At 72.0% G+C, this 14952-nt stretch carries 9 protein-coding genes; 6 read left to right on the forward strand and 3 right to left on the reverse strand.

From position 1 onward, the window contains the following. Positions 1 to 32 precede the first annotated feature (32 nt). The gene (locus ACYVK5_RS04600; RefSeq protein ID WP_460702256.1) at positions 33 to 644 is read left to right on the forward strand and encodes a TetR/AcrR family transcriptional regulator; all 612 of its coding nucleotides are present in this window, start codon (positions 33 to 35) and stop codon (positions 642 to 644) included. A 39-nt stretch (positions 645 to 683) separates the two neighbouring features. Here ACYVK5_RS04600 and ACYVK5_RS04605 read toward each other — a convergent pair whose 3' ends face one another. Together ACYVK5_RS04605 and ACYVK5_RS04610 are read right to left on the reverse strand one after the other, a co-directional pair. Then, positions 684 to 1217 (reverse strand): Clp protease N-terminal domain-containing protein, encoded by a 534-nt coding sequence (locus ACYVK5_RS04605; protein ID WP_460702258.1) that lies wholly within the window; start codon positions 1215 to 1217, stop codon positions 684 to 686. A 50-nt stretch (positions 1218 to 1267) separates the two neighbouring features. Continuing rightward, entirely contained in the window at positions 1268 to 1471 is a 204-nt protein-coding gene (locus ACYVK5_RS04610; protein WP_460702260.1) for a helix-turn-helix domain-containing protein, read from the reverse strand. A 268-nt stretch (positions 1472 to 1739) separates the two neighbouring features. Here ACYVK5_RS04610 and ACYVK5_RS04615 point away from each other — a divergent pair, with 268 nt between their 5' ends. The 5 genes from ACYVK5_RS04615 to ACYVK5_RS04635 all read left to right on the forward strand — a co-directional run bounded on the left by ACYVK5_RS04615 (position 1740) and on the right by ACYVK5_RS04635 (position 14020). Further along, the gene (locus ACYVK5_RS04615; protein WP_460702262.1) at positions 1740 to 3539 is read left to right on the forward strand and encodes an HNH endonuclease signature motif containing protein; all 1800 of its coding nucleotides are present in this window, start codon (positions 1740 to 1742) and stop codon (positions 3537 to 3539) included. Between the two features lie 74 nt (positions 3540 to 3613). Next, positions 3614 to 7321 (forward strand): ATP-binding cassette domain-containing protein, encoded by a 3708-nt coding sequence (locus tag ACYVK5_RS04620; protein WP_460702264.1) that lies wholly within the window; start codon positions 3614 to 3616, stop codon positions 7319 to 7321. 54 nt (positions 7322 to 7375) lie between these two features. Beyond that, positions 7376 to 7903 (forward strand): GNAT family N-acetyltransferase, encoded by a 528-nt coding sequence (locus ACYVK5_RS04625; protein ID WP_460702266.1) that lies wholly within the window; start codon positions 7376 to 7378, stop codon positions 7901 to 7903. Positions 7904 to 8022: 119 nt separating this feature from the next. Next, complete coding sequence (gene pulA, locus ACYVK5_RS04630) at positions 8023 to 13515, forward strand: pullulanase-type alpha-1,6-glucosidase (protein WP_460702268.1); 5493 nt, start codon at positions 8023 to 8025, stop codon at positions 13513 to 13515. Positions 13516 to 13633: 118 nt separating this feature from the next. Further along, positions 13634 to 14020, forward strand: coding sequence for a DUF4190 domain-containing protein (locus ACYVK5_RS04635; RefSeq protein ID WP_460702270.1), 387 nt, complete (start codon positions 13634 to 13636; stop codon positions 14018 to 14020). A 48-nt stretch (positions 14021 to 14068) separates the two neighbouring features. Here ACYVK5_RS04635 and purU read toward each other — a convergent pair whose 3' ends face one another. Further along, positions 14069 to 14950 carry a formyltetrahydrofolate deformylase gene (gene purU, locus ACYVK5_RS04640; protein WP_460702272.1) on the reverse strand — a complete coding sequence of 294 codons (882 nt, stop codon included), beginning with the start codon at positions 14948 to 14950 and terminating at the stop codon, positions 14069 to 14071. Between the last annotated feature and the right edge of the window lie 2 nt (positions 14951 to 14952).

Here is a 14952-nt window from a genome sequence, read left to right on the forward strand (position 1 = left end):
GGTGAGTACTCACTCACCCTTACGATGGGTGAGTGAACACTCACCTGTCAAGGACCACGCGTGACCGGATCCTCGATGCCGCCGCGGCCGTCATGCGGGAGCAGGGCATCGCGCGGGCGACCACGAAGCAGATCGCAGCCGTCGCCGGCTGTTCGGAGGCGCTGCTGTACAAGCACTTCCGGGCCAAGGTCGACCTGTTCGTCGCGGTGCTGCAGGAGCGCACGCCCGGGGAGCTGGCCGCGTTCCTCGTCGGGCTGCGCGACGCCGCCGGGCAGCGGACCGTGGAGGAGCACCTCGTCCAGGTGGCCGACCGGGCGCTCGCCTTCTACTGCGAGTCGTTCCTCACCGCGGTCTCGATCTTCTTCGAGCGGCAGATGTTCGAGGCGTACCGGGCTGCCCTCCTGGAGCGTGGCGCGGGGCCGCAGGTGGTGAACCGCTGGCTCGCGGACTACCTGCGGGCCGAGCAGGAGCTGGGGCGCGTCCGTGCCGACGCGGCCCCCGACGCCGCGGCGTCGCTGCTCCTCGGGGCGTGCCTGCAGTACGCGTTTCTCGGGCAGTTCGTCGAGCGGCCGGAAGCCGGGGAGCATGCGCGTGCGCTGGTGGGCATGCTGCTGCCGGGGCTGGTGCCGGGCGATCCCGGCTGACGGTGTCGGCGGGCGGTGCAGGCGGGCGGTGCGGCGGCCTCAGGCCGGTGACTCCAGGGCCGCCCGGAGGGCCGGGACGTCGACCCCGGCGTCGGACAGCGCCTTGGCGCCGGGAGCGTGGCCGTCGCGCAGGATGCCGAGCAGGAGGTGGGTCTCGTCGATGTCTTTGCTGCGCAGGCGCACGGCCTCGCGCAGCGCGAGTTCCAGTGACTTCTTGGCGTCCCTGGTGAACGGGATGTGGCCCTTCGGGCCGCTCCGGCGAGCTGCGGCGTCGAACGCGCCGTCGCCGAACGTGGCGTCGGTGGTCACGCGCACGGCCTCGAGGTCGATGCCGAGCGAGGCGAGGGCCTCGCTGTCCAGTCCGCCGTCGCCGGCGATCTCGCGCCGGACGGCCGAGGCGATCGTGCCGGGCGTGAGGCCGGTCGAGCGCAGGGCGCGGGCCGCGGAACCGTCGGTCTCCGCGAGCGCGATGACGACGTGGCGGCTGTCGATGGCGGGTGAGTGCAGGCCGCGCGCCACGATCTGTGCGTCGGTGACGACGGCGCGTGCCTGGCGGGTGAACCGTTCGAACATGTCAGGGCCTCCTGGGTGGTGGGCGGGCGGTGGGTGCGGGTGCGGGTCGGCTACGCGCGCCGGTGCTTCTTGTGGACGGCCTGGCGGCTGACGCCGAGCGCGTCGGCGATCTCCTGCCACGACCAGCCGAGGTCGCGGGCGCGTTCCACCTGAAGGATCTCGAGGCGATCGGCCAGCTCGCGCAGCGAACGCACGGCGCGCAGCCCGGCGCGGGGGTCGTCCCCGGTGGCGCTGGCGGTGAGAGAGGAGTTCATGTGTCAACCATGGTTGACGGATTGGCAAGCTGTCAACCTAGGTTGACGGGCGCAGGGCGGGCAGGCGCCGACGTGGATCGACGGTCCGCAGGGCGGTCGGCATCTGGTGTATGGGTCGCCTGGAGTCGCTCATGGCTCAGCCGTCGATGCCGATTATCCACAGATTCTGTCCTCGGGTGGCTGCTGGCGGATGGCAATTATAGGATCGAACGCAGAGCGAACACGTAGATGACAGGGCCGGGTTCCAGGCGTTCAGGGGGTGAGCAGGATGGGCGAGCCGAGGTTGCACGACGGCGGGTCCGCGCGGCTGGATGTCGTGCTGCCGGGGGCGTGGTGGGCCGGTGGAGAAGCCCTGGGCCGTGGACGACCGGACGACGGCGCACTGGACGACGCCTCGGTGGATGTGCTGGTGGCGCAGCTGCGCTCGGGTGAGCCCGGTCCGTGGCTCGCGGGCGTGCTGGAGCTGCTTGCCGCGCCCGGTGCTGTGCCCGCTGCTGCCGAGCCCACCCTGAGCGGGTCCGAGGACGGCAGTTCCGGGCGGGCGGGTGTACTGGGCCGGTTGGATGCCGTGGAGCTGGCCGGCGTGGTCGCGGCGACGGAGCGGCTGGCGTCCTGGGCGCGGAGCCTGCAGGCGCGGGCAGCCGCGGCGCTGGTCGACGCCCAGGGCGGGATCCTGGGGGTGGATCAGGCAGGGACCGTGGTCAAGGACCGGCTGCGGGTGACCGCGGGTGAGGGCAGCGTGATCGTCAACCGCGCAGATCGGTGCACCCGCTTTCCGGCCGTGCTGGTCGCCTTGGACGCCGGATGCATCGACACGCGCAAGGCTGACACGCTCCTGGGCGCGGCCCCGGAGCTGACCGACGAGGAGCGGGCCGCGGCGATCCAGATCCTGCTGCCCGAGGCGCCGCGTCGCACGTGGAAGTGGCTGTCGGATCAGTTGAACGCGCTGGCCAACCGGCTGCACGGCAGCGGGGAGGAACTGCAGGAGGCCGCGGCGGGGTCGAACGTGTGGCTGGAGACGGCCGCGCCGGGGATGGCGCTGTTGACCGCGCTCATGCCCGCCAAGGACGCCGCACGGGTGTTCAACTCCGTGCAGGCCGGTGCGGACCAGCTCATGCGGCAGCCGGGCCGGCGACGCCGGCGTGGGCAGGCTCGCGCCGCGGCACTCACGTCGCTGGTCACCGGGCGCATGGTGCCGCACGCGATCGAGGAAGGCGGCGAGGGCGAGCCTGCTGGGGCTGTGCCGGGGTCCCTGCGCGTCCCGGTCACGGACCCGGGCGTGCTCGTGGTGCCCGTGCAGGACACCGACCTGGTGCCCGTTCCCGACGAGGATGACGGCGTGTGGTCCACCGCTCCCGCGCCCACCGATGCGGCGGAAGCCGGCGTCGTGGTGCGCGGCATCGAGGTGCCCGCCACCATCAACGTCACGGTCCCCGCCAGCATGCTCGCCGACCCGGCCGACCACACGCCCGGCATCCTGGACCTGCTGGGCCCGATCCCGGCCCAGACCGCACGCGAGATCGCGGGCGAGGGTGTCTGGCACCGCCTGGTGACCGACCCGGTCACCGGCATCCTCACCGACTACTCCACCACCACTTACCAGCCCCCACCCCGCCTCCGGAAGGCCGTCCAGGCCCGCGACCACACCTGCGCCCACGCCGGCTGTGACCGGCCCGCCACACGCTGCGACCTGGACCATATCGACCCCTTCGACCACGACCACCGCCCCGACCAGCCCGGACAGACCCGTGCCGACAACCTGCACGCCCTGTGCCGCAAACACCACAACATCAAGACCCACGCCGGCTGGCACGTCGAACGCGACCCCGCTACCGGCACCGAAACCTGGACCAGCCCCACCGGCCACACCCAGGTCTACCGGCCAGATCCCACCGACCCAGCGATCCGGTACGCCCTGATCACTGACAAGGACCTGACCGCTGACACCGACGCCGCTCCGTTCCTGGACCTGCCCAGTGGGCTCACCCTTGCACGCCCGCCCAGGAAACCGGCGATCCCGGGCGAGTCGACCGTCCCACCCGGCAGTACCGAGGAGCCGCCGTTCTGACTCGCGAGGCGGCCCGTCGGCCTGGAGAAAAAAGAGGAGGGGGATGTCAGTGTCCCCACGTAGCGTGAGCGGTGATGGTCCAGGCAACGATTACCCCTCAGCAGCGCGCCACCGATACCCGGGACGAGCGCGTGGCTGACGACCCTTCGCGACAGCTCGACTGGCGGCGGTTGCGCGGTCCCGTCGCGGCGATCTCGCTGCTCGCGCTCATGGTGGCGGTCACGGTGCAGGCGTACGGGTCCGTGATCGCGGGACAGCTCGCCGAGAGCGCCACCACGATCGGCATCGTGTTCCTCGCTGCGTGCCTGGTCGGCAGCGCCGTCCTGGACAGCGCCGGCCAGGTGGCCTGGGCCGGGGTCACGGACCGGGCGGAGGGGAAGCTGCGTGGCGACCTGCTGCGCGCGGCCCTGCACCAGCCCCTGGGCACGCTCAACGAGCAGGCGGTCGGGGAGATCCTGGACCGCGTCGACGATGACACGCATGCCGTCGGGCAGCTCGTGCGACGCCAGTTGTGGGGCGCGGCGCGCTCGGTGATCGGGTGCGTGCCGATGTGGATCATCGCCGGGCTGCAGTGGTGGCCCGCATGGCTCCTCTTCCCCGGGATCGTCGCGCTGACCGTCCTCCTGATCCGCGGGCTGCTGGGCCGGATCGTGAAGCTCAAGGTCGTCGAGGAGATGGCCTGGACCGACCACGCCGCAGCCTTCGAGGAGGCCGTCGCCGCCCGGGACGATCTGCGCACCAGCCTCGGCCGCGCCTTCGCGATCCGGCGCCTGGCCGGGCTGTCCGCGGAGGTGCACAAGCGTCTCGGCGACGTCGTGAGGGTCGAGTCGGTGATGCTCCGGCGGGCCGGCGTGGTGCTGCACGCCATGCTCGCGGGTGTCGCCGTCGTCGGCGTGGCACTCGCTGCGGGCGGGAACTTGTCGGTGGCGCAGCTCGTCACGCTGTTCCTGGTCACGGCCGGGTTCGTGGCGCAGACCGATCAGCTGATCCACCACCTGCCGAACATCCAGGAGGGCCTCGGCGCGCTGACCCGCATCAAGCAGATGCTGTCCGTCGCGCCGGAGCCCGCGGGCGGCGAACCCGTACCGGAGCCGCCGCTCGACCTGGAGCTGCGGGACCTGCATTTCTCGTACGCCGAGGGGACGTTCGCCCTGCAGGGCGTGAGCCTGTCGGTGCCCGCGGGCGAGACCGTTGCGCTGGTCGGCCGCACCGGATCGGGGAAGTCGACCCTGGCGTCGCTGCTGTCCCGGGCCGTGGAGCCCCCGGAGGGCGCCGTGTTCCTGGGCGGTGTCGACGTCCGGCACCTCGACCTGCAGGCGTTGCGAAGATCGGTCGGCGTCGTGACGCAGCGAACCGAGATTCTGGGCGGGACCCTCGCGGAGAACATCACCCTGTTCGCCGACGTGTCGCGGGAACAGGTCGAGGCAGCCGTGGCGGAACTCGGCCTCACCGACTGGGTGGACGGGCTGTCCGAGGGCCTGGACACCCTCCTCGGACCCGGCGGCACCCGGCTGTCGGCAGGGGAGGAGCAGCTCGTCGCGTTCGCGCGGCTGCTCGTGCGTCACGTGCAGGTGGTCGTGCTGGACGAGGCGACCGCACGCATGGACCCGCTGACCGAGGCTCGCGTCGTGGCCGCTGCCGACCGGCTGCTCACCGGGCGCACCGGCGTCCTCATCGCCCACCGGCTCACGACGATCGAACGGGCCGGGCACGTGGCCGTCCTCGACCACGGCCGGGTCGTGCAGCAGGGACGGAGGGCCGAGCTCGCCACGGCCCCCGGTCCGTTCCGTGACCTGCTGGCGGCCAGCGCCTCGCACGCCACAGAGGACGGGTTGTTGGAGGAAGGGCACGACGGGAAGGCGACCATCACCACGCAGGCGGTCGCGCAGGACGCGACCGGAGCGAGGCCGCCGTCGGTCATCGTGTCGGAGGGCGTCCCGCCCGTCGGCGGGGCGGAGCTGGCCGCAGCAGGGGCCGCCGCGTCGCCGTCGTCGGGAGACAGGTCCAGAGCCGCCGTCGGGGCCGACGATACCCGGACCGGCAGCGTCGGGACCCGCCGCCGCCGCGGCGCCCCGCCGGAGATCGAGGACCCGGGCGACGGCCCGAGCCTCGCGCGCAGCGTGCTGCACGCGGTGTTCGTCCGGCCGCAGTGGGGCCTGTTCGGCGTGGTGCTGTTCCTCCTGTTCAGCATGATCAACGCGGCGGGCGTGCTCACCACGTTCGTGTGGGGTCGCATCGTCGAGGACGTCGACAGCGGTGCGGGGATCCCGCTCGTCGAGTTCATCGGGTTGCCGATCCTGCTCATCGCCTCGCCGGTCCTGCTCGCACACGCCATCTACATCTACCCGAAGTGGTGGATCGAGATCCTGCTGCGGGTGCGGATGTCGGTCATGGCGGGGCAGACCAAGCAGCGCCGCCTGCCCGCGGCGCCGCCGGGGGAGATCGTCGCGCGCTCGATGGATGCCGACCGCTTCGTGAACTACACGGACCGCTGGATCGACTTCGCCAACGGCCTGATCGTGGTCACCGTCGCGGCGCTGCTCTCGCGATCCTGGCTCGTGGGTGTCGTGCTCGTGAGCGTCATGGTGATCTCGGCGGCGGCGTCCGCGATCGGCCGCCCGATCGCCGGGCGGTCCGCGACCAAGTCGTCGGCGGCACGCGCGCAGTTCGGGCGCGCGCTGGTCTCCGCGCTCGACTCGGCGAGGACCGTGAAGCTCGCCGCCCGGACCCCGGAGGTGCACGCGCACCTGCGGCAGGTCGACGGCGGGCGCGTGAAGGCGGCGATCTTCGAGCACCGCGTGTACGCCGTGCTCGAAGGCGTGCCGGGCGTGGTGCTGCAGTCCGGCGTCGTCGTCGCGTGGGCCCTGCTGCTCCAGGGCACCTGGAACCTCGCGACCACGCTCATGGTGGCCGGCGCGGTCTCCGGGTTCGGCTGGTTCGGCATGGTCGCGGGCATGGTGATCACCGAGGCACCCGGAACGCGCAACTGGCAGAAGGCGACCAGCCGGTTCGCCGGCGGCGTCGATCTCGTGGAACGGTGCGAAGGCGTCGACCTGTACACGGGCGTGGCGCCCCGGCCGACGCCCGGCCCCCGCGAGCCGCTGGACCACCTCCGCCTGCGAGGCCTCACCGCCGTCCACGACGACGGGACCATCGGCGTGTCCGACGTGGACCTCACCGTGCGGCGCGGCGAGCTCGTGCTGCTGCTCGGTCAGGTCGGCTCCGGCAAATCGAGCCTGCTCTCCTCCATGGCCGGACTCATGGAGCACACCGGCGAGATCCGCTGGAACGACACCGAGGTGACCGACGCCCAGTCGTTCCTCCGGCCCGGCCAGGTGGCGTATGTCGCCCAGATCCCGCGCGTGCTGTCGGGCACGTTCGCCGACAACGTGCGGCTGGACCACGAGCGCGAGCTCGACGGCCCGGTCGAGGCGGCGCGGCTCGCCCCCGACATCGCCGACGCCGGCGGCCCCCACTCCCTCGTGGGCCACCGCGGCGTGCGCCTGTCGGGAGGCCAGGTCCAGCGTCTCGCGCTCGCCCGGGCGCTCGCGGCCGACGCCGAGCTGCTGCTCGCCGACGACGTGTCGTCCGCACTGGACGCCACGACGGAGATCGAGCTGTGGGCGGCGCTGCGCGAGCGCGGCACCACAGTGATCGGCGCGACCTCGAAGCGAGCCGCCCTGGCTCGCGCCGACCGGGTGGTGGTCCTGGACGAGGGCGAGGTGGCCGCGGTCGGCCCGTGGCGCGAGCTGGCTTCGCGGTGGTCCCACCTGGCGGGGTGAGAGGCCGGATGCGCATGTCGTCACCGTTGCCGCACAGGCGGTTACGGTGACGGCGTGGACATCACCTTCCGGGACGCACGCCATGACGACCTCCCGCGCATCGTCGAGCTGATCGCCGACGACGCCGTGGCGGCTGCACGCACCGGTTCGTTCGGCGATCCGCACGTGCGCGGCTTCGAGGCCGTCCAGGCGAGCCCGGACAACGACCTGGTGGTCGTCGAGCTGCCCGTCACCGAGCTGCCGGATGGCGTGCGGGCCTGGGCACGTCCGAGCGCCCCGGATGAAGGTGCGCGGGCGTTCGCCGTCGTCGGTGTCATGCAGCTCACCTACGTCCCGGGCGTCTCCCGTAACGGCGCGGCCCGCCTCCTCGTCGAGGCGGTCCGCGTCGACGCCGGGCTCCGCGGCCAGGGGATCGGCCGCCTCATGATGGAGCACGCCCACGAGCGCGGCCGCGCCCGGGGCTGCGTCCTCGCGCAGCTCACGAGCGACAAGCGACGCCCAGAGGCCCACCGCTTCTACCGCTCCCTGGGCTACGAGCAGTCCCACGAGGGCTTCAAGCTGCCTCTCGCACCCCTCGGGTAGGAGGCGCGGCCTTCCCGGGCGTTCCTGTCGGGTGTTGCTGCAAACTGTTGCAAGCGTTACAGTCGGCGAGGCCCCAGCCCAGACGCGTGGGATCCCCCGAGGACGACGAAGGAGTCTCCATGCCCGCCGCACCCCCTGTCCGCCCACCTCGCCGCGCGCGCCGCCTGCTCCGACGCCCGGCGGCGCTGACCGCCGTCGGCTCCCTGCTCGCCGTCGCCGGCCTCGCCGCGGCCTCGGCCACCGCCTCGGCCGCCGACACCACCGCCGAGTCCGCCACCCTCGTCGGCGACCTCCAGACCGCCCTCGGCTGCGCCGAGAACTGGGATCCCACCTGCGCGGACACCACGCTGACCCCGGCGGGCGACGGCACGTTCACGGCCGAGTTCGAGCTCCCCGCCGGCGCCTACGAGTACAAGGTCGCCCTCGACGGGGCCTGGGACGAGTCGTACGGCCGCGAGGGCACCACCGACAACGCGCCCCTCAACCTGGAGGGCCCCACCACCGTCCGCGTCACCTACGACGACGCCACCCACCGCATCGCCCTCACCCCGCTGGATCTCGCGGGCGGCTACACCGAGGCCGACGACGCCCTCGTCACGCCGCCGGTCCGCCAGCCCGGCTCCGACGAGCGCTTCTACTTCGTCATGACCGACCGCTTCGCCAACGGCGACCAGTCCAACGACGAGGGCGGCCTGGACGGCGGCCCGCTCGAGACCGGCTTCGACCCCACGGACAAGGGCTTCTACCAGGGCGGCGACCTCGCGGGCCTGGCGCAGCACCTCGACTACATCGAGGGCCTCGGCACCACCGCGATCTGGCTCACCCCCAGCTTTCTCAACCGCCCCGTCCAGGGCAGCGGCGACGACGTCAGCGCCGGCTACCACGGCTACTGGATCACGGACTTCACCCGGATCGACCCGCACCTGGGCACCAACGAGGAACTCGCGGCCCTGATCGACGACGCCCACGCGCGCGGCATCAAGGTCTACTTCGACATCATCACGAACCACACGGCCGACGTCGTCGACTACGCCGAGGGCACCTACGACTACGTCGACCAGGCCACCCGCCCCTACACCGACGCCGACGGCAACCCGTTCGACCCGGCCGACCACGCCGGCACCGGCGACTTCCCGGAACTCGACGCCGCCACGAGCTTTCCCTACACCCCGCAGATCGCGGCGGAGGACGCGGACCTCAAGGTCCCGGCCTGGCTCAACGACCCGACGCTGTACCACAACCGCGGCAACTCGACGTGGGAAGGCGAGTCGGTCACCTACGGCGACTTCGCCGGCCTCGACGACCTCATGACGGAGCACCCGACCGTCGTCGACGGCATGGAGGAGATCTACCAGGCGTGGATCGACCTCGGCATCGACGGGTTCCGCATCGACACCGCGAAGCACGTCAACTTCGAGTTCTGGGAGGAGTGGTCCGCCACGATCCAGGACCACGCCCACGCCCAGGGCAAGGACGAGTTCTTCACGTTCGGCGAGGTGTTCGACGCCGACGCCGCCAAGACCTCGCCCTACGTGCGCGACACGGACATGTCGTCCGTGCTGGACTTCGCCTTCCAGTCTTCGGCCATCAGCTACGCGAGCGGCAACAGCGCACAGCGTCTCGCCGGCCACTTCGCGAGCGACGACCGCTACACCACGCCGGACTCCTCGGCCACGGCGCTGCCGACGTTCCTCGGGAACCACGACATGGGCCGCGTCGGCTACATGCTCGCCGGCACCCACGACCCGCTGGAGCGCGACGAGCTCGCCCACGAGCTGATGTACCTGACGCGCGGCCAGCCGGTCGTCTACTACGGCGACGAGCAGGGCTTCGCCGGCACGGGCGGTGACAAGGACGCCCGCCAGACCCTCTTCGCCACCCAGGTGGACGAGTACGCGAACCAGCCCCTCGTCACCGGTGAGCAGGCCGGCAGCCAGGACCGCTACGACACGGACGCGCCGCTGTACGAGCACATCGCAGCACTCGCCGCACTCCGCGAGGAGCACCCGGCCCTCGCCACGGGCGCCCAGATCGAGCGCTTCGCCGCCGACGGCGCGGGCATCTACGCCTTCTCCCGCGTGGACCGCGGCGAGAAGGTCGAGCACCTCGTCGCGCTGAACAACGCGGGCGAGACGGCCACGGCGTCGTTCACGACGCTGACCCCGGGCGCCTCCTACAGCGTGCTGTACGACGGCGCCACCGGCGCGCAGCCGGTCTCCGCCGACGCGAACGGCGAGGTCACCCTGACCGTCCCGGCACGCTCCGCCGTCGTCCTCGTTGCCGACCGGCAGGTCGCCGCCGACACCACCGGCACGATCGCCGTCGAACCGGGCGAGGCCCGGCGCGCCGGCGCCGCCGTGACGGGTACAGCTCCCGTCGCGGCCGCGATCGACGACGCCTGGGCCGAGACCTCCTTCGCCTGGCGGGCCGTCGGCACCGGCGAGTGGCACGCGCTCGGCACCGCCGAGGACACGGACCCGCGCGTCTTCCACGACGTCTCGGGCCTGCCCGAGGGCACGCTCGTCGAGTACCGCGCCGTGACGCGGGACGCGGACGGCGACCGCGCGGCGGCATCGTCGTACGGGTCCGTGGGTGTCGACGTCAGCGGTGTGGTGGACGATGACGGGCCCGGCGACATCTACGAGATGGTCACCGTCCCCGGCAGCCACAACTCCGAGATGGGCTGCGCCGGCGACTGGACGCCCGACTGCGAGGCGGCCCGCCTCACGCTCCAGGAGGACGGGACCTACGCGGGGACGTTCGAGATCCCGGCCGGCAGCTACGAGTTCAAGGTCGCCGTCAACGGCTCCTGGGAGGAGAACTACGGGGCCGAGGGTGAGCGCGACGGCGCCAACATCCCGTACACCACGGGCGGCGGCGAGGTGACGTTCACCTGGGACCCGGTCACAAAGGTCCCCGCGGTCGAGGCCGGCGAGCCGGGCACGCCCGGCGAGGGGCAGATGGCGGCGCACTGGGTCCGCGAGGACGTCGTGCTGGTGCCGGCGGACGGCTTCGGGCAGGGGGACTCCTGGCGGCTGGTCTCATCGTCGTCGTCGTACGCCATGAGCCCGGGCGAGCTGCCCGGGGACGTCGCCGAGGACTTCCCGCACCTGGCGGGTCACCAGGCGCTCGTGATCGACGGCATGGACACGGACGCGGCGACCGCGGCCCTGCAGGGGCCGCTGGGCGTGGAGCGGTACGACGCCGGAGGGGAGACGCCCGACGAGCCCACCGCGGCCACGGGCGTGCAGGTCCCGGGCGTGCTCGACGACCTGTTCGCCACGGACCGCGAGCTCGGCGCCGTGGTGCACCCGAACCGGAAGTGGGCGTCCTTCGCCCTGTGGGCTCCGACGGCGCGCGACGTCGACCTGCTGGTCTGGCCCCGGGGACGCGACCTCGACGCCGAGCCCGACCGGTTCGACGCGAAGCGGCAGGACGACGGCGCGTGGACGGTCGCCGGCAAGCGGAAGGACAAGCGCTACCCCTGGTACGGCGCGCGCTACCGCTACGCGGTCGAGGTGTACGTGCCGAGCACGGGCCAGGTCGAGACCAACGTGGTGACCGACCCCTACTCGCTCGGGCTGACGCTCGACTCGACGCACTCGGTCGTCGTGTCGCTGGACGACAAGAGGTTCCAGCCGCGCGAGTGGCGGACGACGCCCGCGCCGGTCGTGGAGCGCGCCGTCGACCAGACGATCTACGAGCTGCACGTGCGCGACTTCTCGGTCGCGGACGAGACGGTCCCGGCCCGGTTGCGCGGGACGTACGGGGCGTTCGGGGTCGAGGACTCCGACGGCATGACCCACCTGCGTGACCTGGCCGACGCCGGCATCACCGGCGTGCACCTGCTGCCGACGTTCGACATCGCGACCATCCCCGAGGACCGGGACGCGCAGGCCACCACGGGCGACCTGTCCGGCTTCGCGCCGGACGGCGAGGAGCAGCAGGCGGCGGTCGCGGAGATCCAGGCCGACGACGGCTTCAACTGGGGCTACGACCCCTACCACTTCACGACGCCCGAGGGCTCGTACGCCCGCCGGGCCGACGGGGGCGCACGCGTCGCGGAGTTCCGCGGCATGGTCGGGGCGCTGCACGACGCCGGCCTCCAGGTGATCCTGGACCAGGTGTTCAACCACACGGCGGCGTCCGGCCAGGCGGAGAAGTCCGTGCTGGACCGCGTGGTGCCGGGGTACTACCACCGGCAGAACGTCGTGTCGGGCGAGGTGGAGACCTCCACCTGCTGCCAGAACCTCGCCACGGAACACGCCATGGGGGAGAAGCTCATGGTCGACTCCGTGGTGACGTGGGCCCGTGACTACCGCGTGGACGGGTTCCGTTTCGACCTCATGGGGCACCACTCGAAGGAGAACATGCTCGCGGTCCGCGCGGCGCTCGACGAGCTGACGCTCGAGGAGGACGGCGTCGACGGGTCGGCCGTCTACCTGTACGGCGAGGGCTGGAACTTCGGCGAGGTCGCGAACGGCGCACGCTTCGAGCAGGCCACCCAGGGCAACCTGGGCGGGACCGGCATCGGGACGTTCAGCGACCGCCTGCGCGACGCGATGCACGGCGGCTCACCGGTGGACGGTTCGTCGCTGTTCCAGCAGGGGGTCGGGACGGGGCTGTTCACCGACCCGAACGGCCGGGAGGCACGGCTGGGCGACGCGGGGTCCGTGAACGACGGCGGCTCCGACGAGGCCGGCGATCTCGCGCACCAGATGGACCTGGTGAAGCTGGGGCTCGCGGGGAACCTGCGCGACTACGAGTTCGTGACCGCGGACGGCGAGGTCCGGCGCGGCGACGAGATCGACTACCGGGGCTCGCCCGCGGGCTACGCGGACTCGCCCGAGGAGGTCGTCACGTACGTCGACGCGCACGACAACGAGACACTCTTCGACCTCCTGACGCTCAAGCTCCCGGCCGACACGCCGATGGACGAGCGGCTGCGGATGAACACGGTGAACCTGTCGACGACGGCGCTCGCCCAGACGCCCTCGTTCTGGCACGCCGGGACGGACCTGCTGCGGTCCAAGTCGCTGGACCGGAACTCCTACGACTCCGGCGACTGGTTCAACGCCATCGACTGGACGGGGCAGGACAACGGGTTCGGCCGCGGCCTGCCGATGGCGGCGGACAACGAGGACAAGTGGCCGTACCAGGCGCCGCTGCTGGCGGACCCGGGGCTGAAGCCGTCGCCCGAGGACATCGACCTCGCGTCGGCACAGGCCGCGGAACTGCTGGAACTGCGGGGGTCGACCGACCTGCTGCGGCTGGGTTCCGCGGACCTGATCCGGGAGAAGGTGACGTTCCCGGGGACGGCCGAGGGCGCGGGCGCGGAGGACCTGCCGGGCGTGATCGCGATGTCGATCGACGACCTGGCCGGCTCGTCCGACGTCGACCCGGACCTGGACGGCGCGCTGATCGTGTTCAACGCGTCGCCCGACGACGCCACGGCCGAACTTCCGGAGCTGTCGGGCCGGCAGTACGTGCTCTCGCCGGTCCAGGCGAACGGCGTGGACGACGTGGTCCGGCAGGCCGCGTGGGACGCCGGGTCGGGGACGGCGACGGTCCCGGGCCGCACGGTCGCGGTGCTGCTGGAACCGGCGAGCTGATGGGGAGAACTACCCATCCGGCGCATTCACCCGCGTGGGGTGTAGCCATCGCGGTACGGGTGTGGCATGCTCCAGCGCGCAGTATTCGTACATTTTCTGTAGGAACCGAGAGGAAATCATGACGCACTCCGACGCCGGGCAGCCGCCGCAGGCATCCCCGACACCCCAGCCCTACGGGCAGCAGCCCATGGCCGGAGCGGAGGACCCCGGCAAGACGCTCGGCATCGTCGGTCTCGTGCTGGCCTTCGTCTTCACCCTCGCCGGCCTGATCGTGTCGATCATCGCGCGGAACAAGTCCAAGGCAGCCGGCTTCGACAACGCCTTCGCGAAGTGGGGCATCATCCTCAGCATCGTGTTCATGGTCCTGGGGGTCATCTTCGCGATCATCGCGATCGTCCTGGCGGTCAACGCCGGCTCGGCGGCGGTGCAGAGCCTGGAGGAGTTCTGCGCTGTCTCCGGCCCCGGCGTGTACGAGGTCAACGGCGTGGACTACACCTGCGAGTGACGCCAGCAGCGGACGCCGTCGTGCTCGACGGCGTCCGCCTGCCGCCGGTCAGCGGAAGACCACCGTGCGGTGGCCGTCCAGGAGGACCCGGTGCTCCGCGTGCCAGCGGACCGCGCGGGCGAGGGTACGGCGCTCCGTGTCCTCGCCGATGCGCACGAGGTCGTCGATGGTGTGCGTGTGGTCCACCCGCTCCACGTCCTGCTCGATGATGGGCCCCTCGTCGAGGTCGCCCGTGACGTAGTGGCTGGTGGCACCGATGATCTTGACGCCGCGGTCGTGCGCCTGCCGGTACGGGCCCGCGCCCTTGAACGACGGCAGGAACGAGTGGTGGATGTTGATGATCCGCCCGGCGTGGTCGCGGCACATCTCGTCCGACAGGATCTGCATGTACCGGGCCAGGACGACCAGCTCCGCGTCGGTCTCGGCGATGAGCTTCCGCAGCGCCGCCTCCGACTCCGCCTTGGTGTCCTTCGTGACGGGGACGTGGTGGAACGGCTTGCCGTAGAACTCGGCGATGTCCTCCAGGTCGCGGTGGTTGCCGACCACGCCGACCACGTCGACCGGCAGGTGCTGCGACCGCTCCCGGTACAGGAGGTCGACCAGGCAGTGCGCGGCCTTCGACACCAGCACGAGGGTGCGCATCGGCCGCCCTGCCGCGTCCAGGTTCCACGTCATGTCGAACCGCGCGGCCAGCTCGGTGACCGCCGAGGTCAGGTCCTCGCGCGACGCGGCGGACTCGACCTGCACCCGCATGAAGAACCGTCCCGAGTACGGGTCCCCGAACTGTTGCGACTCCGTGATGTTCCCGCCGTGCTCGGCGAGCATGCCGGCGACGGCGTGCACGATTCCGGGGCCGTCGGGGCAGGAGAGCGCGAGGATCCAGTGGGTGGGTTCGGTCTGTGCGGTCACCCCGGAAGCGTATGCGACCATGG

It is taken from the genome of Myceligenerans halotolerans (genome assembly GCF_054782975.1).

Bases quoted from the DNA above. Each gene is read 5' to 3' on its own strand.
- ACYVK5_RS04605 (WP_460702258.1), bottom strand. From the start codon at position 1,217: ATGTTCGAACGGTTCACCCGCCAGGCACGCGCCGTCGTCACCGACGCA.
- ACYVK5_RS04615 (WP_460702262.1), top strand. From the start codon at position 1,740: ATGGGCGAGCCGAGGTTGCACGACGGCGGGTCCGCGCGGCTGGATGTC.
- pulA (WP_460702268.1), top strand. From the start codon at position 8,023: ATGCCCGCCGCACCCCCTGTCCGCCCACCTCGCCGCGCGCGCCGCCTG.
- purU (WP_460702272.1), bottom strand. From the start codon at position 14,950: ATGGTCGCATACGCTTCCGGGGTGACCGCACAGACCGAACCCACCCAC.
- ACYVK5_RS04635 (WP_460702270.1), top strand. From the start codon at position 13,634: ATGACGCACTCCGACGCCGGGCAGCCGCCGCAGGCATCCCCGACACCC.
- ACYVK5_RS04620 (WP_460702264.1), top strand. From the start codon at position 3,614: ATGGTCCAGGCAACGATTACCCCTCAGCAGCGCGCCACCGATACCCGG.
- ACYVK5_RS04610 (WP_460702260.1), bottom strand. From the start codon at position 1,471: ATGAACTCCTCTCTCACCGCCAGCGCCACCGGGGACGACCCCCGCGCC.